The organism is Bradyrhizobium sp. GW821-FHT13H06 (assembly GCF_058803975.1).
Genome location: NZ_JBXAPN010000008.1, coordinates 1 through 21676 on the forward strand (window position 1 = coordinate 1; position 21676 = coordinate 21676).

Consider the following 21676-nt stretch of genomic DNA (forward strand, 5'->3'; position numbering starts at 1 on the left):
AAGTGGTGATCACGATGCTCTGGAATGGGTGATCACGATCGCCTGGAATCGGTGATCACGATCGGCTGGAACGCGCACACCCTCCGATCCGGCGGCGCGCTGGACCGGGGCGCACGGTGGCCAAGCCTTCTTCGCCTACTCAACGAACTACCTGATTGACGTCGAGAACGCGATCATCGTCGATGTCGAGGCGACGACGGCAATCCGGCAGGCGGAGGTATTGGCCGCCAAACGCATGATTGAGCGCTCGCTCGAACGGTTCGACCTCTATCCGAGCCGACTTCTCGGCGACAGTGGCTACGGCTCGGCCGAGATGCTCGCCTGGCTGGTCTATGAGCACGGCATCGAGCCGCACGTTACAGTCTTCGACAAGTCGGCCCGCACGGACGGAATCTTCTCGCGCGATGACTTCACCTATGACCATGCCGGGGACCTCTATCGTTGTCCCGGCGGCAAAGTTCTTACCTCGACCGGAACGCTGGTGAACGATGGCGCCACCATGCTTTACCTCGCCAGCAAGCGCGATTGTGATCGCTGCGCATTGAAGTCCCGGTGTTGCCCTAAGCAGCCTTCACGGAGGGTACCGCGCTCGATCTACGAGGGCGCTCGCGACATGGCGCGCCAGATCGCAAGATCATTGGAGGGCCGCACGTCTCGTCGGCTCCGAAAGAAGATCGAGATGCTGTTCGCGCACCTCAAACGCATTCTCAAGCTCGATCGCCTGCGACTAAGAGGCCCGAACGGCGCGCGTGACGAGTTCACCCTCGCAGCCACCGCTCGGAACCTTCGTAAGATGGCCAAGCTGATCCCGATGCAAATCCCCAGGCCCGCATAGCGGGTGGACCAAGCGCTAAGCCGCTTCGGAGCTGGCGCCAATACATCGGATCACCGGCGTCTTTTTCAACGAAATCGGCCAAGAGCCGACATTAGTGGGCGCTTCGCTAAGATCAGTTTTCGGGTCTCACATTGGTACCACCCGTGGCACATTTAGTGCGCCAATTTGCGCTGAGAACTCCATCACCTCCCGGGGGCTCCTGGCGCATAGGAACGTTTTGATCCCAAGCGCGTCCTACAGGGCATCGATCCTTAGCTTCTGTGGATCGGCCAATGGAGAAAGCACTCGCTTACGGCATTTCGGCGCTCATTGTGGGCTTTGGTGTCTGCATCTTTGTTGCTGGCCTGGGCTCCAGCTCGCCCGCCCTATGGACCATCGTGGGGCTAGTCCCCATTGCGATCGGACTGATAAGCGCTTTCGGTCCTTCTTGATTGGCTTGGTTACACCGGGTGGATCGACGCCAGGTCGCCTGGAGTTTTCTCAGAGAGGCAACCGTGGATCTAACCGGGATGGAGCGCGCGTTCTTAAAGCAGCTGTCTCCCGAAAAGTGGATCAGCACCCCGATCACAGCCGAGAGCTCGATCGTTCAATTCATGGCATTACTGCCGCCGCCACAAGATCGCCGTCGGCTACACCTAGACCTGCTGCGGCGAGGCAAATCGCGGCGAGCGCAAGCACAGCGATCGCTGAAAGTTGTCTCCCACGCTGCCCATTCACTCCCGGCAATGGGTATTCTCAAATGTCTTGTGATGATTGGCCTCTGCGCGAGATCGATCCGGGCACGGAACGTGCCAAAAGAAAGATCGATCTTGGCTCCCGCCCTTTGCGCAAGTCTTCGCATCGGCCAGTTGTCGCTCGTGTAGATAAGATCAACGCTTCGGGCATCCTTATAAAAGGACAGGCGGGCGCCGAATATCAAGCTGACCTGCGTGAACAAGCCGCATTGACTCCTGAAGGCAGACACTGCCGCCCTATAAGCGAAGGTCGGCAACGGGTCACCTGCGGACTACACTGCAGCCCAGCGCCAGAAGTGCAGCCACGTGACCCTCATCGAGTTGGTCATCCGGTTGAACCTTTCGGGATTTCCGGGCTCACTTCGGAGACTGAGGTTTCCCATCATGAAGCATCGCGCGATCACCGGATTTGTGGCTGTCGCTCTCCTTGTTGCAGCCACCGCGATCACCATTAAGTCGTACTCGTCCTCTGCCGATAGCTTGATTTACTAAGCGCCTGGCGCGCCACGATTCCGAGTATGAACGGGTTCACAACGGCGTCGTGGCGCGAATGCTATGCTTGCAGCAAGTTCAATTGCTGACTGATTGTTTCAAAAGGGTTTCTGTTTCGAACGACCTCCGAAGAGGTTTTCATGTTCAAGCGACTTCTTTTGCTAGCGGTCATAGCCTCTCTAACGTTAGCGGCATCGTCTCAAGCCCATTGTCGTGATGGGTCGGAGCCCACCGTGCCCACCGGTTCCCCTTCGGTTCCGTCGCATGCCGACGCAACGCGAGCCGCGGAAGACTTGTTGGATGAAATTGTGACTTGGCTCGCTTCGAATTTCGATCTGCCGGCCATCGAGGAACGTCCAGCCATCGAATTTGCGTCGAAGATGAAACTCGCGACGATGCGGTTCGGAGATGGTACCCTTTCGGAGAGTTTCACGGGGAACGACGCATTCGATGAACTGGCTCAGCGTCAGGTCGTCGCCCTCTATAACAACACGTCAAAAACGATCCTGCTCCCTGATGACTGGACTGGGACTTCACCAGCCGAACAATCGATCCTGGTCCACGAAATGGTCCATCACCTCCAGAACCTGGCCAAGCTCACGTTCGAATGCCCGAGGGCGCGAGAGAAGTTGGCATATTTGGCTCAGGACAAGTGGCTTGGGCGGTTCGGAATGAGCTTGGAGCGCGAGTTTGACGTCGACATGTTCACGGTGCTGATTTCCTCAGCATGCATATTTTGACCGTGAGTTGAACGATTGCCACCAACGTAATGTAGTCCCGGGTCGGTTTGCTGAAGTGGTGCCCGCGATCGGCGGCGACAGCCACTACCGTTCCCTCGAGCGAGAGATCGTGCCCATGCGGCATCAGGCGGCCCGGGCGAGCGAGCGCCGCTTTTGGCGGAGGTAGCGCGTGATCTCAGGCAGCGTCATCGCGTTCAGGACCCGTTCGGGAGGGACGCCGCCCTTGCGGGCCATCAGCACGCCCCAGTGCATGTGGTCGAGCTCGGGGAAGGAGTGCGCGTCCGGATTGATGCTCAGCATGCAGCCGAACTCCAGCGCCGCCTGGTGCCAGCGCCAGTCCAGGTCGAGGCGCCACGGGTGTGCGTTGATCTCGACGACGACGTCATGCCAAGCGCACGCGCGAAGCACCTTCTCGATGTCGATTTCGTAGCCTGGCCGGCGTTGGAGCTGCCGCCCTGTCATGTGGCCGATGATGGTGGTGTGAGGATTGCCGATAGCGCGCAGCAGGCGCTGCGTCTGGGCCTTGCGATCCAGTTTGAACCGGCCATGAATGCTCGCGACCACGAAGTCGAAGCGCTCTAGCACGTCGTCCGGATAGTCGAGCGAGCCGTCGGCCAGAATGTCGGATTCGATGCCTTTGAGGATCCGGAAATCCTTGCCGAACCGCTTGTTCAACCGGTCGGCTTCCCGGTGCTGCTGCGCGATCTCCTCCACGGTGAGACCACCGGCATAGTGCGCGGACTTGGAATGGTCCGCGACCCCGAAGTATTCGTAGCCGTGCTGGCGCGTGGCCTTGGCCATCGTCTCTAGGGTCTCTGCGCCGTCGGAAGCATCCGTGTGGCAGTGAAGGATTCCGCGGAGGTCCTTGTCGGTAACCAGGTTCGGCAGCTTGCCTTTCAAGGCTAGTTCGACCTCGCCGCGCCCCTCCCGGAGCTCCGGATCGATGAAAGGCAGGCCGAGGGCGCGGTAGATGTCGGTTTCTTCGCCGGCGACCAGGATGCGACCCTTGTGCAATCCGTCGGCCTCCAAACGAAACCCCTTCTCCGCGGCAAGCGCCTGAAGCCGTTTGACGTGAGCGGCGGAGCCGGTCGCGAACAGAAGGGCGGCGCCGAAGTGCTTGCGGTCGGACACGCAGATTGGCAATCCTCCGGCTGACGGCATCCACGTCTTGTCCGACTTGGCAGCCTCCGCAACGATTGCGAGGTCGCCGACGAGCTCGCAGCCGCGACGAAAATCGCCGGCGATCGTCACGCGCTTGAGCTCGGGCCGGGCTTTCAGCATGGAATCCTGCGCGTGCGCGAGCAGGGCGGCGGCACGGTGCAGGTGGAGACGGACTTCTCCACTCTTCGCGATGGCCAAGTTCTGCAGGATTTTGGCCTGCAGCGCGGCGCCAAGTCCTTTCGCCTTCTTGATGCGGTCGTCCTTGGCGGCCGCCTCCAATTCGGCGAGGGAGGCGATGCCCAGATCTTTGTAGAGCCGCAGTACCTTCTCGGGGCGGAGACCGGGCACGGCAAACATCTCGAGTACACCCTCTGGAATCTCCTTCCGGAGCTTTTCGAGGCTGGGATGACTTCCCGTCTTATGAAGCTTGGTGATGATGTCGGCAATAGCATCGCCGACCCCCCGGGATCTCCGTGAGACGATCTTCGGCGATGAGCACGCCGAGCGGGACGGCAAGTGCCGCCAAGCTGTCGGCGGCTCTCGAATAGGCCTTGGACCGATAGGGATTGTCCCCTTGCAGAGCGGTGCGCTGCGCGTATTCTCGCAGGAGACTAGCCACACCGCGATCGTCGAGCGAAGGCATTCAGCGAGCCTCCCCGTCCGCGCTTTGCGGCGTCGCCGTAGTAAGGCGACCGCCTAGCCTGTCACTTGGCCGCCCATCGAGAGAGCTCTCGAGCTTCTGAGCTGCGCGAAAGTCCTCGAGGTGCTGGATATTTGGGCCGTAGGCAGCCTCTTTCTTGAGGAGATTGTAGATCCGGCCGGCCACCAGCTGCAGATGCTTCATCCTGCCCCGCGGCATGGATCTCGCTTTGCAGAGAGCTCGGACTGCGTAGGCCCGAAAGTAATCGAATGCGTCTGACATGATTGTCAGTAAACGCCGGCGCTCGCCGGGAGTTCGATGGGCCCCCGCGGATGACCGGACTGCCCTCGGCATCGGTTGCAGCCTAGGCGCAAGCTCGAAAGACTTCGAAACAGCGCGCTCGTTGGAACTCCTCGCCCCCTGCGAAGTTGCGAGACTCGTTGATTAAGGTAGGTAGACTGCCCGCCGTCGGCCCCAACCCGGCGGCGGGTTTCTTGTGAGTTGCGTAGCGTGGCAAAGCGTACAAAGGCTGGCCCTCGGCCCGAAGAGGCAGAAGCGCCTCAGATGCCAGGGTTCATCGGACCCCAATTGGCGACCCTGAAGATGAAGGCACCTTGCCTGGGATGGCCTGTTGCTCGACGGTTGGGCTCCCATCCTCCACCGCCATTCTTGTGGCCACTGAGCCGCGGACTTTAGCTCACGGGGAACCCGCGATTCCTTGCGGCGTTGCATCGCCACCAGTTCGCAAGAGGAGGAGCCGATGGCCGCAGCGCAGAAGAAGAAGACCGCGCGTGGACGCAAGCAGGACCGCGCCCGGGTCGCGAAAGGGCAGGACTACGAAGTCCATTACGAAGCGAAGAAGACCGGCCGCTCGGCATCTGCCGTGAAGAAGGCCGTCAAGAAGGTCGGGAATTCCCGCAAGCGCGTCGAGAAGCGTCTCGGCCGCTAGGGCGTGCTAATAACAGTCGGCTTACGAAGACAAAGCGGAAGTCTGCCACCTTGCGCGGATCGGCAGCTTTTGACCCTGGCTGTGTGAAAACACTGGGCTGCTGTTATGATTCTCCTGTGATTCTTTTGGGGGGAATCGATGAGGCGCTTCGTTGAAGAGGCGGACCGTGGGCAGCGGACGCTGTTGCCCGAATGCCTCGATGACTTCATTGACGAGAGCAACCCAGTTCGCGTGATCGACGTATTTGTCGACGCGCTCGGTTTGGCTGAGATGGGCTTTGAGGGTGTAGAGCCGGCGGCCACCGGTCGGCCGTCGTACCATCCCTCGGTGCTCCTGAAGCTTTACATTTACGGTTATCTGAACCGGGTGCAGTCGAGCCGGCGGCTGGAACGAGAGGCCGGGCGCAATGTCGAGGTGATGTGGCTGCTGGGGCGGCTCGCTCCCGATCACAAGACGATTGCGGACTTCCGCAAGGACAACGGTCTGGCGCTGCGCAGGGTATGTGCGCGCTTCGTCGAACTCTGCCGAGAGATGGGTCTGCTGGCGACGGCGAGCGTCGCCATCGATGGCAGCAAGTTCAAGGCCGTGAATAACCGGGACAGGAACTTCACGCGCGCGAAGATGGAGCGACGGCGTGCTCAGTTGGAGGAGAGCGTCGCGCGCTATCTGAGCCAACTTGACACGGCCGATCGCCAGGAGCCGACGGAGGCGCTGGTCACGAAGGTGACGAGACTTACCGAGAAACTGACAAAGCTGAAGGAGGAAATGGGCAAGCTTGCCGTCTACGAGAAGCAAATGCTTGCCTCGCCTGACCAGCAAATCTCGCTTACCGACCCTGACAGCCGTTCGATGGCGACGAGCGGCCGCGGCTCTGGCGTTGTCGGCTACAACGTACAGGTCGCCGTGGACACCGAGCACCATTTGATTGTGACGCACGAGGTGACGAACAGCGGCTCGGATCGGGCACAACTTACCAATATGGCCAAGCAGGCGAAGGCTGTTCTAAAGACCGAGACGCTCGAAGCTGTAGCCGATCGCGGCTACTTCAACAGCCCGGAGATCCTCGCGTGCCACGAAGCAGGCATCACGGTAACTCTGCCCAAACCGCTAACGTCCGGCGCTAAGGCAGACGGACGCTTCGGTAAACAGGACTTTGCTTATTTGCCAGAGGAGGACGCCTATCGCTGCCCGGCCGGGGAGCGGCTGTCTATCGCTATACGAATGAAGAAGACGGCAAGGTGCTGCGGCGCTACTGGACCACGGCCTGTCAAAGCTGTTCGCTCAAGACCCAATGCACGCCTGGGTCAGAACGGCGGATTACGCGATGGGAGCATGAGCATCTGCTCGAGGCTGTGCAGCATCGCCTCGATGCAAACCCGCACGCCATGCGTCAGCGTCGCGAAACAGTCGAGCATCCGTTCGGCACCATGAAAGCCCGCATGGGCGCGACATACTTCCTGACCAAAACGCTTCCGAAAGTGGCGGCCGAAATGGCGCTCTCCGTCCTGGCCTACAATCTGACACGGGTCATGAACATCGTTGGGATCAAGCCGCTGATGGTTGCGATCGCGGCCTGACACCAAGCTGGTCCTGGCTTCCGCTCGACTGCCTAGAGACCGGCGTTTTTACACGACCAAGTCTGAAAGCAGACATCGCAATTAGCCAGCCAACATGTCCGGAGCCCGGTCTCATAGCAGATTGGAGCGATCGTCAGGTCATGGCGTCTGACGCATTCTGCCTCGGCACGTCCGCCTGAAGACTCTCGCCGTAAACCTGCAGGAAGATGTAAGGTGCTTCACAAGCTGGGTCGGCCCGCTTTGCTAACTTGCATTTCTCTCCAGTTGCTCGCACCGCGCCCTGAACGGCGCTTCGGTAAACCTGGGAGTTAGAGATGAAAAAGTTTCTCGCGTATCTTGTTGGCTCGTTTGTCGCCATCTTCACTGCGGCGCTCCATTGTAGTGCGAATGCCGAAGTGATCATGGACTGGAATATCAAAGGCGACGCAATCGCCGCGGAGAAGCTAGTTCTACCGGCGCAACAATCTCGCGCGATGTCGATGCTTCATATCGCCATGTTCGAGGCGGTGAACGCGATAGAGCGAAAATATGCGCCTTACAAGCTGACGCTGTCTGCAGATCGTTCGACTTCGAAGGAAGCAGCCGCAGCGACGGCCGCTCACGTTGTTCTCGTGTCGATCTATCCGGATCAAAAATCCCTGCTCGACACTGCCCTTGAAACGTCGCTTGCAGAGATTGTCGACGATGAGGCAAGGGCCAAGGGTGTCGCCCTAGGCAAGGAAGCGGCTGAAGGCGTGATCGCGCTTCGTGTTAACGATGGCGCCGCCGCAAAGGAAAATTACCGCCCCTACACGGAGGCCGGCGTTTACGTGCCGACAACAATACCTTTGTTCTCCACCATTGGAAATTCAACACCCTGGGTAATGGCATCCGGCTCGCAGTTCCGACCGGCTCCGCCTCCGACGCTGGATTCCGAGATTTGGACCAGAGACCTAAATGAGATTCGCAAGCTTGGCGCTCGCGACAGCACCATCAGGACGGCAGAGCAAACCATAATTGGCCGGTTCTGGTTCCTGGTCGGACCTCGCTCGTACAATCCAATCGTCAGACAAGCTGCTATGGCCAAACGCATGGATGTGGTCGACTGCGCTCGCCTGTTCGCACTGACTTCTATCGCCGGTTACGACGCGCTCGTTGCCGTGTTTGATGCAAAGTATCACTATAACTTCTGGCGGCCAGTTACCGCGATCCGGAATGCAGATATGGCTCACAACGCGGCAACGCCGCGGGATGAGTCGTGGCTGCCGCTGGGCGATACTCCCATGCATCCAGAATATCCTTGTGCGCATTGCATTACCTCAGCTGCGGTATCGACCGTCCTCGCGACTGTTGTAGGTGACGAGTTCGGTGAGTTTTCGCTTACCAGCCCGACTGCACCGGGTGTTGTGCGCAAGTGGGCCCGCTTGCGAGATTACAGCGACGAAGTGGCCAACGCGCGAATTTATGCTGGATTCCACTACCGGTTTTCAACATTGGTGGGGAAAGATATGGGAAGGAAGATTGGAGAACTGACCGTCGCAACGCAGCTTCGCGGCTTGGAAGCATCAGCTGGACCTCAGCAATAGACAGCCGAGCAAGTCTCGTCGCATCTGGAAAGCTGTTCTCCGTTAACGATCGAGTATGCACCTACAATGCCGAGCAATCAGCCGATGTTGCGTTGGAGGACGGAGATAAGCCTCCTCTCCGTCCTCAGATCTGGGGAGGCATGCAACAGTAGGGAGTTACATCATGCGCACGATCGGAGTCGTATGTTTTTCGCTGCTGCTATCAACAACTGCTGCGACCTCATCAGATCAAAAGCTCAAGGAGGAGCTTGGACGAGTGACCTCCGCATACGAGCAACACTTCAACAAACAGGACGCCGCTGGCATCACGTCGCTTTTTACCAAGGATTACCTCCGCGTTACTCAGAATGGAATCGAGCCCGACAATACGAAATACTACGAAGGCGCCTTCAAGGCTGGAATGAATCACCTCGAAATAAAGACGACCGACATTCAACCTCTCTCAGAGAGCATGGCGTTGCTTACCGGAGAAGCTCGAGTAACTGGTAAGAGCGAGAGAGGCGACCCACTGGAGCTGAATGTCGTTTGGACCTCTGTTGATGTTCGTGAGGATGGGCAGTGGAAGATCCGTATGCTGACGTCGGTGCCTAAGCCGCCGCCCCAGTCGCAGCAAGCAGCAAGGTAAGTACCTTATCCTTAGGCCCCGCCTCCGGACGCATTTCAAAGTCTGCCGGAGATTACTTAGTGAAGTCATTTTCTCCGTTCTTCCCGGAGGCGGGCTTTTTCAGTCCAACATTTTAGAAGAAGCTATTTGCTATGTCCACTTTCAGAAGCGAAGCTCGGTGCTCCGCAGGTATTGGCCATTCAAACGCAATGCGATCTTGCATACTCCAAGTCGCTTGCTTCATTGCCTTCGCGAGTGCCGCGTCCGCTCAATGCGCAGCCCGCGATGTCTTGCAGAGGCAGCTGAAGCTCACGACGCGCTCCGCCCCCACGTCCGAACAGTCTATCAGGTCCGCCCGCGACGTTGCGACTTGGAAGACGATTGCAATTGGTACCTTCGTCAACTCGCATGCCTTGCGCAACGAGCTCGATAGCAAGGGCTGCAATGTCGGCAAGCAGGCCGCAGAAATCCTTGCTCGGCCGACGTTCGATGTCAGCTCTCAGAAGACGAATGCGGAGCTTGCCCGCGTCTCGCCTGCGCAGCTCGGGTTCGCGTCCGATACCGCGACATTGGCTAACGTTTACGCACGCGCCCAGCAGCTCGGTCTTAAGCTTGCTGCGGCCGAAGTCGGCCCGCAATTGCGCCTCCAATATTTCGACCAGCCTATCGGGGAGTTTCTCATCATCGGAATGGATCCGATCAAGACATGGAGTGGCGAGCCAATCATTCTGAATGTGGCAAATGGCGGCGCCGGATTGATCCTAATCGGCCAGGATGGTCGGGCCGAAGCGGATATACCCGTTACCTCTCATTTCATTTTCGTCCGGTCCTACAAACCGGCGGCGAGCGGCGAAGTCGTCGGATCAGTTTTATTGTCGCCGCAGTGAACAAACTAGCGCTTTAGGTTTCGGCTAGTGGCCCGTGGCTGACCTCAGCCTAGAGCGCGGGGATGTCCGCTTCGTGCAACCGACCTGACCAAGGTCTGCTGGTACCGCGGGCAATCTTTGACTCATTCCGCTCGAGTCTAAAGAGCCTTCGTTGGTGCAGTGTACGTAACGCAATTTCTGCCGATATCACCAACTGCACGTACGCCCGCACCTGGCGCCTTTACTGTCGGTCATCTCAGGAAGGAGACGAGACCATGACTACAAATGCTTTCTCGGACCTTATGCGGCTGATTAATGGCTATCAAATTTCACAGGCCATTCACGTCGCGGCGCGGCTCGGCATAGCCGATCATCTTAGTCACGGGCCGTTAGGCAGTAACGAACTTGCTCGGCTCAGCGAATCGCATCCGAGGACACTTTATCGGCTCTTGCGGGCACTGGCTTCAGCCGGTGTTTTCCATGAGGCCGAGAACAGGACGTTCTCGCTCACCCCGATGGGCGAGTGTCTTCGTTCTGATTCGCCGACTCCACTCGACGGGTGGGCCGCATATGTCGGCCGACCTTATGCATGGCAGGCCTGGGGCCATCTTGAACACAGCGTTCGCACTGGCGAGAATGCCTTTCTGCATCTCAACGGTCAGAGCGTATGGGCGTATCGCAGCACCCGTCCAGATGAGAACACCATTTTCAACCGAGCCATGACGGCCAATTCTCGCGGAGCCATCGAAGCTACTATCGCTGCCTGCGACTTCAGCCGCTTCCGTCACGTCGCGGACATCGGGGGCGGTCAAGGCCAGCTGCTGGCGGGAATTCTCGCCGCACACAAGAGCCTGCGAGGAACGCTGTTCGACCAGCCCCACGTGGTCGGTAAGGCGACCGAAGTTCTGAGCCAACATGGAGTCGCCGACAGATGCGAAATCGTTGGTGGCAGTTTCTTTGAAGAGATCCCGGAGGGGGCTGACGCCTATGTGATGCGCGCGGTCATTCACGATTGGGACGACGAAGAAGCCATCTCTATCTTGAAGACGTGCCGCCGCGCAATGAAGGCTAACGCCAGATTGCTGCTCGTTGAACGTGTGGTGGAGCCGCCGAATGAGGGTCTAATCTCGAAATTCAGTGACCTCAACATGCTCGTCATGCTCGGTGCGCTGGAACGGACCTATGACGAGTATTCTGCGCTTTGCCGAACGGCCGGATTCGAGACGCGCGGCACGGCTCGCGCAGGCGCGAACTTCCAAGTCATCGAGGCGGTTCCCACTTAGGCCGAACCAGTAGGACTTTGCTTCACTGCCGCAGAGGCACGCCTCAGATACACTTTCGTAAGCTGGGGTCTGCTTATGGCCCGAAGCCGCCTGCGAGAAAGGGGCAGAGCATGTCCGCTCTGCCCAGTTGGTTCAGACGTCGACTTGCTCTGCTATTGCAAGCGCATCGTCGACTTCAATTCCTAGGTATCGGACGGTGCTCTCGATTTTGGTGTGCCCCAGAAGCAGCTGCACGGCTCGCAAGTTGCCGGTGCGCCGATAGATAAGGGTCGCTTTTGTTCGACGGAGCGAATGCGTTCCGAACAGGTGAGGATCCAACCCTATACCGGCCAGCCAGCCCGATAATAGACGCGCATATTGCCGAGTGGTCAGGCTGCACCCAGGGCCTCTGCGGCCGGTGAACAGGCGATCGCCAGGCTTTTTGTCGGTTGCCCTCAGGTAGTCATCGATGGCTTGGCGGGTAGACTCTGTAAGCTCGAACTTGACCGGCCGTCCAGTCTTCTTCTGGCGGACGCTTGCTCTATCGGCCGCATACCCGCTTGATGCCACGTCATCGACTTTCAGGCCCACCACGTCGCAGCTACGAAGCTTGCTGTCGATTGCGATGTTGAACAACGCCAGATCACGAATCCGTCCCTCAACCTGGAGCTTCGTCCGGATAGACCAAACGTGCTTCGGCCGAAGTGGCGGCTTAGCGCCAACGATCTTACCCTTGTTCCATGGGACGCGCTTTTGGACGTTCTCTGCGGGATTTGAGACATCGGTCATGATGACCTCCTCAGTTGGTGAGGCCGATCACTTTCGAACCTGCCACCTTCTGAACCTACGGCGGCTTTCGGACGACTGGAGGCGTACTTAGGTCCAATTCGATGGGTGAGAGGTCGCAATTTGGCCCACAAGAGACATTAGCCGGATCGAAATCCCGCAATGCGAGATTGGCGCTACAGGCCCCCGATCTGGGACCCCGCCGCCGTAGCCGATGCGCTGGTCACGCTGCTGCTGGCACATGTGATCGGACACAACGCCCACGATCCGGCGACGATGGCCGCGGCACTCGATCAGGACGACGCCGACGTAGAGCCGGGCAAGCGTGGCAACCAGCGCGACACGTTGGCGCAATAGGTGTCGTACTCCGCTCCAAATGTCCTACGCAGCGTCGGCTCCTCATAAGCCAGAACGAAGACGTGGAAGGCGATCCACAGTAGCGCGCCGTAGACCAGAAGCCCTGTGTTTCCGAGGATCAGTCCTTGGCCAAGTACAATCGCCACTAGGGCAAGATAGATCGGATTGCGGACATAACGATTGGGGCCGGTGATCACCAAATGTTGCGGTGGTGCGACCGGCGCTGGCGTGCCGCCGCCTTGCAGCGCAAATCGTGTGAAGGTTTCGACCAACACCGGAATGCCAAGCAGGATCAGAACAACGCCAAACCATCGGATAAGCTGGAGATCGAAGAACGGCGCTTGCAGATGCCATCGCGAAATCGACCACGGCACGACGCCGGCGACCGTCGTGGGGGCAATCAGAAAAAAGACCGCCGACCCCAGAGCTGCCAAGCCCCTGGTCATGATGTTGCTCGGCCTCACAAATCCCAGCGTGCACCCGCGATAGCGACGCGGTCGCCCGGCCTCATCGTAGCGGCCGGCGATTGGGGCGACAAGGATTGACTGGCGCGGGTCACGCTGCTCACGACCGCTTTCAATCTCGTTAAGGGCCGCTTCTGGACCCTCTGAGACATGCCCGCCTATCCTCATAATGTCCGTTCACTGGGGTAGACCGGAAGTCGCTATGATCCGCAAGACCGACGCGAATGACCCAACTCGGACTCCGCCGAACGATTGCGTGATTTACGCGGCGCGATCCTTGTCCGACTGTTCCTCGACTGCGGTCGCGGTTTCTTCGAACCCCTTTTCGTAATTGCCCGCAAACCTCTCGATGCTGTCGGCCCACATCCTCAGCATTGAGATCTGAAAGTGCATAATTGGCTTCAGGGCAATAATACCGATTTCTGTCGCTGCGGTTGTGCGCTTTTGGGCGTCGCGCGCGAGACGGTCTGAGTTAGAGGTGTTGTCTGCCATGGCTGCTTGCTCCTTCTCGGTGATTAACCTCACAGCTGGGTGCCAGGTTGTACACCACGTGATGCTAACCGTTCGGCCAAGGCCTGATCTGCCGCGAGTCTCGCACGGCGGTCGTCATGCAGTTCGTCCAGCTTTTTGAGGTAAGCGACCGCTGCTATTTGCAAGAGATCGAAATCATACTCGCCGGTATCGCGGAGATTGGTGACGTAGCGAAAGAGGGCGGAACGCCTGGCATCGTTCTCACTGATGCCGCTATGGAGCAGCAAGTAGTTCCGCCAAGCGAACGCACATGCGCCTTCTATGGCCTGAGAAGTCATGGGCACCTCCCGAAGGTCAGAGAAAGACTGATGAGTCGATTCGTTCCGCGAATTTCTCAGATGTAATGTTGTTCCATAGGTGCACCGCAAGGTGTTTCGCGAAGATGGCAGTGCTGCAATCGGCGACGTCCCTATCGCAATCGGTTGGCTGTTACTTTCGATTACGTGTCGTCACAACGTTCCGTGAAGGCTATCAAGTTCTAGGTCGTCTGCCCGTCGTCGGACGCGAGGACTCCGACGCTCTCGGCAAAAAGAAACAAGGTCCACCAAGGATCGAACCTGCATCGAACCTGCATCTTAGTCATCACCCCGTGGCGGTGTGCACTTCATCGTGCACTCTGATGCGCCCAATGGAGCGCTTCATTCACATGGGAATATCCGCCTATACCGGCGACTTCTTGAGGAGAGAATGAGGACAGGCGGGCCCTCATCCGAAAGCTCCTAGCCGCAGTAGAAGCCAGAGACGTGCCCCCAATTCCGCGTGGGACTCGACGCGATAGATGAGAGCCCACTTGGCGGTCTCTATCGTCTTCGTCGCAGTAGACCCAGAGTGCGTGCCATGCTCTCGATTTTGGTTTGCCCCGGCGTGGGAGCACGACGAACCTGTTTCCGTTTGAAGCCTTTGAACGAGCTGGCCATTGGGCTTGCGATGATCGGAGAGGCGAGTTGCCAGGAATTTGTCTGGCCCTCCGCGATGCGGCGACCGCTTTCGACGTGAGACGGCCCGCCTGCGCGAACTGCTCGTCCTGGGTCATTGGATGGCTCCATCCCTTGAAAGGCGCCCGGGAGCAACTAACTAACATCCATTGACCATCCAAAGGGATGGCAGATGGATGTTTAGCGATGGCCGATAATATACACGAGCTGCGACCCAAAGCTCCCGACACCGAGAAGATCACGATCAACCTTGGCTATGTCGACCTCGGTCATGTCGATCTTATGGTGCAGGAAGGGTTCTATTCGAACAGAACCGATTTCATCCGGACAGCAATCCGGAACCAACTCGAGCGGCACGTAGAGGTCGTCAGACAGTCCACGGCCCGGAAGAAACTGGACCTCGGGCTGCGCAATTACACTCGCGAGGATCTCGAAGCGGCGCGGCGTGCCGGCGAGATGCTGCAGATCAATGTTTTGGGCTTAGCCACCATCGCCCAAGACGTCACTCCCGAGTTGGCTCGCGCCACAATCGCGTCGGTCTCGGTGCTGGGGGCCCTTCACGCCACTCCCGCGGTCAAGGCCGCTCTCGCCGACAGAACGAGGTGAACGATGCTGAATCAAGTCATAGTCCGCGAAGCAACCCGTCTCACGCGTGCCGGCCAACTGGTCGAGGCCACCGCGCTGCTGCAGCGCATGCTCCAAGGCGGTAGCGCTCCAAGACCGGAGTCGCGCAGCGCCTCTCAGGCTCCGCGCTCGCGGCTGGATCCGCTTGCGATCGACGCCACGGCCGAGCTTGTCGAGGAGCGGGAAGCTCCGCAGATTGCACCGGCCCGCTCTGCTCAGGGACGCAGACGCTCCTTATCGCTCGGCGGCATGCGAGATTTCTCCGGGCTCGGCCTGCGAAGTCCGATCACGCGCGCTCCTCTGTCGCCATCGGACATCGTGCCCGAGGGCACGCGGTTTATCGCCGGTACCTTCAGTAACGGCGCGGGAAGCCGGACCTACAAGCTGTTCGTCCCAAGCCGCTGTCAGGGACAACGGCTTCCCCTGATCGTCATGCTTCACGCCTGCACCCAGTCGCCGGACGATTTCGCGGCCGGCACCCGGATGAACTTCCTGGCGGACGAGCAGAATTGCTTCGTGGTCTATCCTGAGCAGCCGAGCGGAGCCAACCAGTCGAAGTGCTGGAACTGGTTTCGCACGAGCGACCAGCGCCGCGGCGGGGGCGAGCCCTCGATGATCGCCGGCATTACCCGCCAGATCATGCGCGACCATGTGATCGATCCGAACCGCGTATACGTCGCGGGTCTGTCGGCCGGCGGGGCCGCCGCCGCCATCATGGGCGCAACGTATAGCGACCTGTACGCGGCCGTCGGTATTCATTCAGGCCTCGCGTGCGGAGCCGCGAGCGATCTTCCCTCCGCGTTCGTCGCCATGCGGCAGGGAGGCGGCTCCAAGGCAATTGCGGACGGCAAAACTTCTGTGCCGACCATCGTTTTCCATGGCGATCGCGACACTACGGTGCATCCAAAGAATGGCGATCAGATTATCGAGCAGTCCGCCAGGGCAACGAGGCCGACGACGAAGGTACTTCGCGGACGCGTACCCCACGGCCACGCCTATACGCGCACCGTCCTGATCGACGGCGCCGGTCGGGCGATTTCCGAACACTGGAACATCGATGGCGCCGGACACGCGTGGTCAGGCGGCAGCCCCGCCGGGTCCTACACTGATCCGCAAGGGCCGGATGCGACGAGGGAAATGCTGCGCTTCTTCCTCGAGCATTCGCTCGGTGGGTAGTCCGGCTTGTTCTCAGACTGACGCCGTTGAGCATGGGTCGGGAAGATCGCCAGTTAGACGTTTGTTGGTTGGAGTTGCTACCTAAAATCATCGTCGACATCGCAGAACATGCGATTGATCTCAGTTCATGCGGGACTCCAACGGGTTTGGAACGCCACGTCACAAAGCCTGTTGTCCTTTCAGAAATGACCGTTGTGGTCGCCCCCCCTTTTCTTGGAGCGTCAGATGAGCAAACGCAAACCGGCGACAGCGCCAAAGCGCGCCCGCAATCCGAAAATGGCCGCGCGGGCCCAACGGAACAAGCAGGCCATTGTTAGAAGCCCGAAAGAGAATTTACTTCACTCTGCTGCGGCAGTCTCGATCGAATCGCGTCCTGAGCTTCATGATGATCCTAAACACGAGGTTTCTATCATTGAGCCTCGGGCGGATACCGTAGTAGATGACCTCGGTCAGAGAATGACGGATAGCGATCCAACGAATTTAGCGACGGCAAACATGCGGGCGTATCAAGCGAAGCTTCTTGAGATAGCCGGGGCCAACGCGCAATTTGCTTTTGAATTCGGCCTGAGACTTGCGACGATCAGGTCACCAACTGAATTTTTCGGCGTCATTACGGAGTTTACAAGCAGACGGGTCGATATGTTCGCGCAGCATTCGAAAGAACTGGCGGCATATCCGTTCCGGCGCATCAAGCCGCCCCGAGAGCTCACGGCTCTGCCGGGACGATAACTGCAAGCCGTACCCGCTGCGGTAAAGGGTGGATGCAAATGCGGATCACGCGCGCCCCGATCACGGTTGCTTACTTTCGGCTGGGGAGCGCGGCTCACAACGAGGGAGCGGAAACAGCGCCGGCCATCTTGGCGGGCTCGGTGCCGCTGGTCCGAGGTACCCGCCAGCGCAAACATAGGTTGACACCATTCACAACTGAAGCGGCTCTCGACCGTCTCCGGTCAATTCGCGCGTCTATCCCAGGACTGGTTTTTGGCGGAGTGATTGGAAGGCCCGGCTTGGACATAGCGGTGCGATACGTGGGCCTAAGCGCGAGGCGCACGGATGGAGTTGCCCGCTACACTGAACCTCGTTGACTTGACGGTGGGCGCACATCTAGAGCTCACAAAACCTGGGCGACTGCGCCTCGACCGGCTGAGAAAGCTTGGTAGGCGCGTGACGGCACTGGTTTATGCAGCGACGCTACTTGTGGCGTTTGCTGCAACTCGCGCATACGCCACTGACATAGGTTATTGGGCTCCCCCAGGAGTCGCTGCAAACGAGTTTCCCTCACCGCAGCGCCCTGTTGCACGGATTGTCAGCCCACGCCGCTCCGCCGAAGAGCACCGCGACGCTCTCAATGAGGCCGGCCAGATCGCACGTGTTCTTAAACTGAAACCTGGCATGACAGTCGGCGACATTGGTGCGGGCAGTGGCTACCACACGGTCAGACTCTCGTACCTCGTCGGACCCGCCGGCTCTGTCGTTGCCCAGGACGTCACGCGGGATTACCTCATTGAACTCGCCAGGCGAACAGAACTTCTGAAATTGACGAACGTGCAATTCGCGCTCGGCGAACCACACGACCCGCGTCTGCCCGCTTCCTCGCTGGATGCCGCAATCCTCGTGCACATGTATCACGAGATAGCCCAACCCTATGCCTTCCTCTACAATCTCGCGCCGGCCTTGAAGCAGGGTGCGCGGGTCGGAATTGTCGACTTTGAGCTTCCGACGTCGAAGCATGGCACGCCAATTGAGCTCCTGCGCTGCGAATTGACCGCCGTCGGCTATCGCGAGGTCGCCACATATAAGCTCGCAGGGGACGGAGGGTACCTCGCAGTATTCTCTCCGCCGGAGGTAGCGGGTCGAAAATCTCCCCGCGACATCGTTGCTTGTGGGGATCCCGCCGGCGCTCGCTGACACCACGCCCGCCGCCCGTCTCAGAAGCGATACGCGAACAGGTCGAAGACGGGGTTAGACCGAGTGCGTGACATACGGCTTACATTTTCCTTGCCGCCGGCCTATTCTTTTCGCGTCAGACGTCACCATAGCGGCCTCAAAGGACAACCGGGGGAATGCGCATTGCGCTACTTCTTCGGCGCCACGCGTTCGACGCCGACCGGCGCGATTGACGGCCGTTGACCCAAGACCGGCCCATCCCGTCTACTCAACTGAGTGGCGGCAGCGTGTAAGACAATGCTGACGCAAATTTACGAAGTCGCGACACCTGCGGAAGCCGAGGCGATATCGGCAATCGGCGTGGATCATGTCGGCGTGCTCCTCGGCGATGGAGCCTTCCCTCGGGAGCTTCCGGTTCGGAAGGCGTCAGCGGTCATGAAGATGGTGCGGTCGCCGTCCGTACTTTCCGCGCTGTTCCTTTCGGCGGATGTCGCTCTTATCGAACGGATGGCGAGAGAGCTTGATCCGCCCATTGTTCATCTTGGCGCATCAAGCGAATTGCTTACGCCTGATCTTGTCGTGGCGCTGCGAAAGTCCATGCCGAAGACCAAATTCATGCGCAGCGTACCTGTCACGGGACCTGAGGCAGTAGGTGTGGCGCAAGCCTATGATGGGGTTGTCGATTGGATCCTGCTCGACAGTCATCGCACAGGTGATGTGCAAATCGGCGCGCAGGGGGTGACGCACGACTGGAGCATCAGTCGAACGATAGTGGAGAGTGTTCGCACCCCAGTCATACTTGCTGGCGGCCTCGGACCAGACAATGTCAAAGAAGCTATTCGGTCGGTGCGACCTGCCGGCGTTGATTCGAAAACAAGAACGGATCGAGAGGGCACTCACTCAAAAGACCTGAGGAAGGTAGAAGCTTTCTATCGCGCTGCGACGAGCGGTTAGATCGCATTTCTCTCCTTGGCCCATCGCGTCAGTTAGTCCGGTGCAGCTGTTTGTCTGGAGTTATATTGGTAAAGCCGACCTGCCGGCTGAGCGCCTGGACTTCTCAGTTTGGCCCTTAGCCGAAGGTCGATTGAGCGCGTGCCGTGTCGGCTGTCAGAGGGATTGTGTTGCAAAACTCCAGTTGAGGCGACTCGCGAACCGTGATTCCGTTGGTTTGAGGCGGCATTTGCGGGAGCAGCGTGTATTTCGGCTTCAAATATCGCCCCCTTTCGGCTTCCAACATTGACCCCAGTGCGGCGGCAGAATCGAGAATGAGTCGAGACACTGAAGATGCATGGGGTGGGGGCCAGCCTTGGGCGGCCGATTGGGGGTCAAAGGACGCGCCGATTTACAGGGGGGAAGCAATTCCCCAATGGACCGGTCGCCGGAATGACGAACGGCTATGAGTTCATGCACGATTGCAATCTTGGCCATATACGGCAACTCATCGAAGAACACTGGACGATTTTCTCACCCCGGTTCGATCCCCTCAGCCTGGCCGATTTCTCCGCCAAATCTGACAAGGTCCGAGAAGTTAGGAACGCGGTCTACCACCACCGGTCGCTCTCTGGCATGTCAGACGTCGTTGCGGCCGCGGAAGGGCTTCTGGACAAACTCAATTTCTCGCTAAAGTTCGTCCATGGCAAAGTGGCTGAATGTGAGCCGGCAAAGCTTTCGTTTTTGATCGAAGCTGACGCGGTGCGGCATCGCACCTGGGTCATTATGTAATCTGCGATATCACAAGCTTGGCAAGCCTTGAAAAAACCGGTTCAAATCGCTTTCAAGCACAATGAAGCTTAGAAGGGCGCTACTAGCTTGGAACGCACAATCATCGTTGCGTAGCCCATCGTCGCGTCTCGTCCGATCAGGTCGCCTGGAGCTGTCGATTTATAAATCCCGCGCACTCGGTTCTCACGGGATCGCATTGTATCAGCGGATTGATCGGCGATTTAAATTGCCCGGCCCCGATTTGATTGACTTGAGTAAGGAGCATGGAAGACCGCGAAATCGCGGCCCCGTCTCCTACGCCAACATTGGGGAATCGGAGATCGGCCCATAGGCAATATCCTGAAGCTTTTTGAGCCCGGGGGCATTCGGATTTTATCGCTGTCAGAGAATACGCAGAACGTTGACGCATATTCATTCTGGCATGACGACCGTCCGTTTGTATTCCAGCAACTGCTCCTTTGCAAAGGCGGTCATCGGTTCTTCGACGATAGGTACCGAAAGGGCCGCTCGGAGAGCGGCCCTTTCCTATTCACCAGTTCCGGGTGCCGAAGCTGAAGCCGATGCTCGGGCCACCGCCGTAGTAGCCGTAGCCGCGATCATAGTAGCCGGGCCCGCCATAATAGCCGTAGCTCCGACGTACCACATAGCCGTCGTCCCCGCCGTAGTAGCGCTGAACATAGCGTGGACCGCGGGTGCGATAGCAGCGGCCATACTCGTCGCAGACCAGGCGGACCTGGTCGACGTTGGCAACCTCTGCCGACGCGATGGCAGCGGGCGCAAGCCGTGGGGCAGAAAAAAGGGCCCCGTGGTGGGGCTAATCTCAGTGAGCGAACGCCATACTCTAATTGTAATCCGAGTATTTGAACTGCGGGAGCGCTTTCAATTGCTCCTTGTTGCCGCTCATGACGGCGTGGTCCGGGACCCAATCGTTCGCATTGCGGGTCGTGGTGGTCGTCGACGCGGCGCCGGTGGTGGTGTCGCGCGAGGTTGTCGATGTGCTGGTCGAGCTGGTCCGGACAGGCTCATCGACGAACTTCAGCTTGTCCATCGAGACAGCGATGTCGTGTTCGCCCATGCCGAGAAAGCCGCCGATCCCGATCACCACCGCGTTGATCTTGCCGCTCTGTCGACAAGCAGTTCGTTGATGTCGCCAAGCTTCTCGTTGGCCTCGTTGTAGACGTTCAAGCCCATGAGCTTCGAGGCGCGCCAATTGCCTTTTAGGGCCATCTTCGCATCGGCCGAGTGGGCGGCCGCCGGGGCGGTGCGATCGATCGGCTGAGTGGACTGCGCGAACGCAGCGCCGCCGATCACGGCAGTGCCAAGCAGAGCGACGGCAAGAAACCTTTTCATGGAACATCTCTCCAACGTGAGAACCGCACCCGTTCGGATGCCGGCCCCAACGTCCGGAATTGCCACTTGTTCCCGAATTCGGAACAGAGGCTGGAAAGGATTCGACCGAGGAAATCGGCTCTCCTATCGACGTTCGGTTGTGACGATACGGACGGAAATCCCCTTACCTTCGGAGCGGATGCAGGCCTCCGAAAAATGCGGCCAAACCTGCTTCGAACAGTCTACGGCTTCCATCGCGGTGCCGCGGACCTGCTGGATTTTCGGCTGCGCAGGAGCTGTCTCGTCCGCGAAAGCCGGCGTCGCGAGAAGGACAAAAGCTGCCGTCGCGGAAAAGATGATTTTCATGGAGACCTCCTGGTCCGCGACAACGACTGGTGTCCTCAGCCGTTCCGGAAGGGATCGAAACGAGGCGCTCCGTT

Annotated in this window: 17 protein-coding genes and 5 pseudogenes; 14 read left to right on the forward strand and 8 right to left on the reverse strand. The window is 59.0% G+C overall.

The window, feature by feature from the left end:
- Positions 1-76 precede the first annotated feature (76 nt).
- A pseudogene (locus AC1RQP_RS28520) lies at positions 77-835 on the forward strand (transposase); the annotation flags it as partial.
- A 1459-nt stretch (positions 836-2294) separates the two neighbouring features.
- The gene (locus AC1RQP_RS28525; protein ID WP_492939911.1) at positions 2295-2801 is read left to right on the forward strand and encodes a DUF6647 family protein; all 507 of its coding nucleotides are present in this window, start codon (positions 2295-2297) and stop codon (positions 2799-2801) included.
- 123 nt (positions 2802-2924) lie between these two features.
- Here AC1RQP_RS28525 and AC1RQP_RS28530 read toward each other — a convergent pair.
- A pseudogene (locus AC1RQP_RS28530) lies at positions 2925-4605 on the reverse strand (helix-hairpin-helix domain-containing protein).
- A gap of 757 nt (positions 4606-5362) precedes the next feature.
- Between AC1RQP_RS28530 and AC1RQP_RS28535 the strand changes: the two are divergent.
- The 6 genes and pseudogenes from AC1RQP_RS28535 to AC1RQP_RS28560 all read left to right on the forward strand — a co-directional run bounded on the left by AC1RQP_RS28535 (position 5363) and on the right by AC1RQP_RS28560 (position 11446).
- Positions 5363-5551, forward strand: a complete 189-nt coding sequence (locus AC1RQP_RS28535; protein WP_492939913.1) for a DUF3606 domain-containing protein — start codon at positions 5363-5365, stop codon at positions 5549-5551.
- A 138-nt stretch (positions 5552-5689) separates the two neighbouring features.
- Positions 5690-7128: pseudogene (locus AC1RQP_RS28540) on the forward strand (IS1182 family transposase).
- A 314-nt stretch (positions 7129-7442) separates the two neighbouring features.
- Positions 7443-8693, forward strand: coding sequence for a vanadium-dependent haloperoxidase (locus AC1RQP_RS28545; protein WP_492939915.1), 1251 nt, complete (start codon positions 7443-7445; stop codon positions 8691-8693).
- A gap of 163 nt (positions 8694-8856) precedes the next feature.
- Entirely contained in the window at positions 8857-9318 is a 462-nt protein-coding gene (locus AC1RQP_RS28550; RefSeq protein ID WP_492939917.1) for a YybH family protein, read from the forward strand.
- Positions 9319-9587: 269 nt separating this feature from the next.
- Positions 9588-10184, forward strand: coding sequence for a hypothetical protein (locus AC1RQP_RS28555; RefSeq protein ID WP_492939919.1), 597 nt, complete (start codon positions 9588-9590; stop codon positions 10182-10184).
- 254 nt (positions 10185-10438) lie between these two features.
- Positions 10439-11446, forward strand: a complete 1008-nt coding sequence (locus AC1RQP_RS28560; protein ID WP_492939921.1) for a methyltransferase — start codon at positions 10439-10441, stop codon at positions 11444-11446.
- A 132-nt stretch (positions 11447-11578) separates the two neighbouring features.
- Here AC1RQP_RS28560 and AC1RQP_RS28565 read toward each other — a convergent pair whose 3' ends face one another.
- The 4 genes from AC1RQP_RS28565 to AC1RQP_RS28580 all read right to left on the reverse strand — a co-directional run bounded on the left by AC1RQP_RS28565 (position 11579) and on the right by AC1RQP_RS28580 (position 13841).
- Positions 11579-12214: a tyrosine-type recombinase/integrase gene (locus tag AC1RQP_RS28565; RefSeq protein WP_492939922.1), complete on the reverse strand. Its 636-nt coding sequence runs from the start codon at positions 12212-12214 to the stop codon at positions 11579-11581.
- 290 nt (positions 12215-12504) lie between these two features.
- On the reverse strand, positions 12505-13014 hold the full coding sequence (locus AC1RQP_RS28570; RefSeq protein WP_126260730.1) for a methyltransferase family protein: 510 nt from the start codon (positions 13012-13014) through the stop codon (positions 12505-12507).
- A 279-nt stretch (positions 13015-13293) separates the two neighbouring features.
- Complete coding sequence (locus AC1RQP_RS28575) at positions 13294-13524, reverse strand: hypothetical protein (protein ID WP_492939924.1); 231 nt, start codon at positions 13522-13524, stop codon at positions 13294-13296.
- A gap of 29 nt (positions 13525-13553) precedes the next feature.
- The gene (locus AC1RQP_RS28580) at positions 13554-13841 is read right to left on the reverse strand and encodes a hypothetical protein (RefSeq protein WP_492939926.1); all 288 of its coding nucleotides are present in this window, start codon (positions 13839-13841) and stop codon (positions 13554-13556) included.
- A gap of 843 nt (positions 13842-14684) precedes the next feature.
- On the opposite strand from AC1RQP_RS28580, the gene AC1RQP_RS28585 reads away from it, so the two are divergent.
- The 6 genes from AC1RQP_RS28585 to AC1RQP_RS28610 all read left to right on the forward strand — a co-directional run bounded on the left by AC1RQP_RS28585 (position 14685) and on the right by AC1RQP_RS28610 (position 19907).
- Positions 14685-15104, forward strand: coding sequence for a CopG family transcriptional regulator (locus AC1RQP_RS28585; protein ID WP_492939928.1), 420 nt, complete (start codon positions 14685-14687; stop codon positions 15102-15104).
- 3 nt (positions 15105-15107) lie between these two features.
- Positions 15108-16298: an extracellular catalytic domain type 1 short-chain-length polyhydroxyalkanoate depolymerase gene (locus tag AC1RQP_RS28590; RefSeq protein WP_492939930.1), complete on the forward strand. Its 1191-nt coding sequence runs from the start codon at positions 15108-15110 to the stop codon at positions 16296-16298.
- Positions 16299-16523: 225 nt separating this feature from the next.
- Positions 16524-17027, forward strand: a complete 504-nt coding sequence (locus AC1RQP_RS28595; protein ID WP_492939932.1) for a phasin family protein — start codon at positions 16524-16526, stop codon at positions 17025-17027.
- A gap of 324 nt (positions 17028-17351) precedes the next feature.
- Complete coding sequence (locus AC1RQP_RS28600; protein ID WP_492939934.1) at positions 17352-18206, forward strand: class I SAM-dependent methyltransferase; 855 nt, start codon at positions 17352-17354, stop codon at positions 18204-18206.
- A gap of 276 nt (positions 18207-18482) precedes the next feature.
- The gene (locus AC1RQP_RS28605; RefSeq protein WP_492939935.1) at positions 18483-19139 is read left to right on the forward strand and encodes a phosphoribosylanthranilate isomerase; all 657 of its coding nucleotides are present in this window, start codon (positions 18483-18485) and stop codon (positions 19137-19139) included.
- A gap of 429 nt (positions 19140-19568) precedes the next feature.
- Positions 19569-19907 (forward strand): hypothetical protein, encoded by a 339-nt coding sequence (locus AC1RQP_RS28610; RefSeq protein WP_492939937.1) that lies wholly within the window; start codon positions 19569-19571, stop codon positions 19905-19907.
- 529 nt (positions 19908-20436) lie between these two features.
- Here AC1RQP_RS28610 and AC1RQP_RS28615 read toward each other — a convergent pair.
- From AC1RQP_RS28615 to AC1RQP_RS28625, 3 genes and pseudogenes are all read right to left on the reverse strand, one after another.
- Positions 20437-20697, reverse strand: a pseudogene (locus AC1RQP_RS28615) (hypothetical protein); the annotation flags it as partial.
- 51 nt (positions 20698-20748) lie between these two features.
- A pseudogene (locus tag AC1RQP_RS28620) lies at positions 20749-21257 on the reverse strand (PRC-barrel domain-containing protein).
- A gap of 123 nt (positions 21258-21380) precedes the next feature.
- Positions 21381-21602 carry a hypothetical protein gene (locus tag AC1RQP_RS28625; RefSeq protein WP_492939939.1) on the reverse strand — a complete coding sequence of 74 codons (222 nt, stop codon included), beginning with the start codon at positions 21600-21602 and terminating at the stop codon, positions 21381-21383.
- Between the last annotated feature and the right edge of the window lie 74 nt (positions 21603-21676).

What these genes read in the sequence shown, in the direction of transcription:
- AC1RQP_RS28535 (WP_492939913.1), top strand. Translation starts at nt 5,363, where the DNA reads ATGGCCGCAGCGCAGAAGAAGAAGACCGCGCGTGGACGCAAGCAGGAC.
- AC1RQP_RS28545 (WP_492939915.1), top strand. Translation starts at nt 7,443, where the DNA reads ATGAAAAAGTTTCTCGCGTATCTTGTTGGCTCGTTTGTCGCCATCTTC.
- AC1RQP_RS28550 (WP_492939917.1), top strand. Translation starts at nt 8,857, where the DNA reads ATGCGCACGATCGGAGTCGTATGTTTTTCGCTGCTGCTATCAACAACT.
- AC1RQP_RS28560 (WP_492939921.1), top strand. Translation starts at nt 10,439, where the DNA reads ATGACTACAAATGCTTTCTCGGACCTTATGCGGCTGATTAATGGCTAT.
- AC1RQP_RS28565 (WP_492939922.1), bottom strand. Translation starts at nt 12,214, where the DNA reads ATGACCGATGTCTCAAATCCCGCAGAGAACGTCCAAAAGCGCGTCCCA.
- AC1RQP_RS28570 (WP_126260730.1), bottom strand. Translation starts at nt 13,014, where the DNA reads ATGACCAGGGGCTTGGCAGCTCTGGGGTCGGCGGTCTTTTTTCTGATT.
- AC1RQP_RS28575 (WP_492939924.1), bottom strand. Translation starts at nt 13,524, where the DNA reads ATGGCAGACAACACCTCTAACTCAGACCGTCTCGCGCGCGACGCCCAA.
- AC1RQP_RS28580 (WP_492939926.1), bottom strand. Translation starts at nt 13,841, where the DNA reads ATGACTTCTCAGGCCATAGAAGGCGCATGTGCGTTCGCTTGGCGGAAC.
- AC1RQP_RS28585 (WP_492939928.1), top strand. Translation starts at nt 14,685, where the DNA reads ATGGCCGATAATATACACGAGCTGCGACCCAAAGCTCCCGACACCGAG.
- AC1RQP_RS28590 (WP_492939930.1), top strand. Translation starts at nt 15,108, where the DNA reads ATGCTGAATCAAGTCATAGTCCGCGAAGCAACCCGTCTCACGCGTGCC.
- AC1RQP_RS28595 (WP_492939932.1), top strand. Translation starts at nt 16,524, where the DNA reads ATGAGCAAACGCAAACCGGCGACAGCGCCAAAGCGCGCCCGCAATCCG.
- AC1RQP_RS28600 (WP_492939934.1), top strand. Translation starts at nt 17,352, where the DNA reads ATGGAGTTGCCCGCTACACTGAACCTCGTTGACTTGACGGTGGGCGCA.
- AC1RQP_RS28605 (WP_492939935.1), top strand. Translation starts at nt 18,483, where the DNA reads ATGCTGACGCAAATTTACGAAGTCGCGACACCTGCGGAAGCCGAGGCG.
- AC1RQP_RS28610 (WP_492939937.1), top strand. Translation starts at nt 19,569, where the DNA reads ATGACGAACGGCTATGAGTTCATGCACGATTGCAATCTTGGCCATATA.
- AC1RQP_RS28625 (WP_492939939.1), bottom strand. Translation starts at nt 21,602, where the DNA reads ATGAAAATCATCTTTTCCGCGACGGCAGCTTTTGTCCTTCTCGCGACG.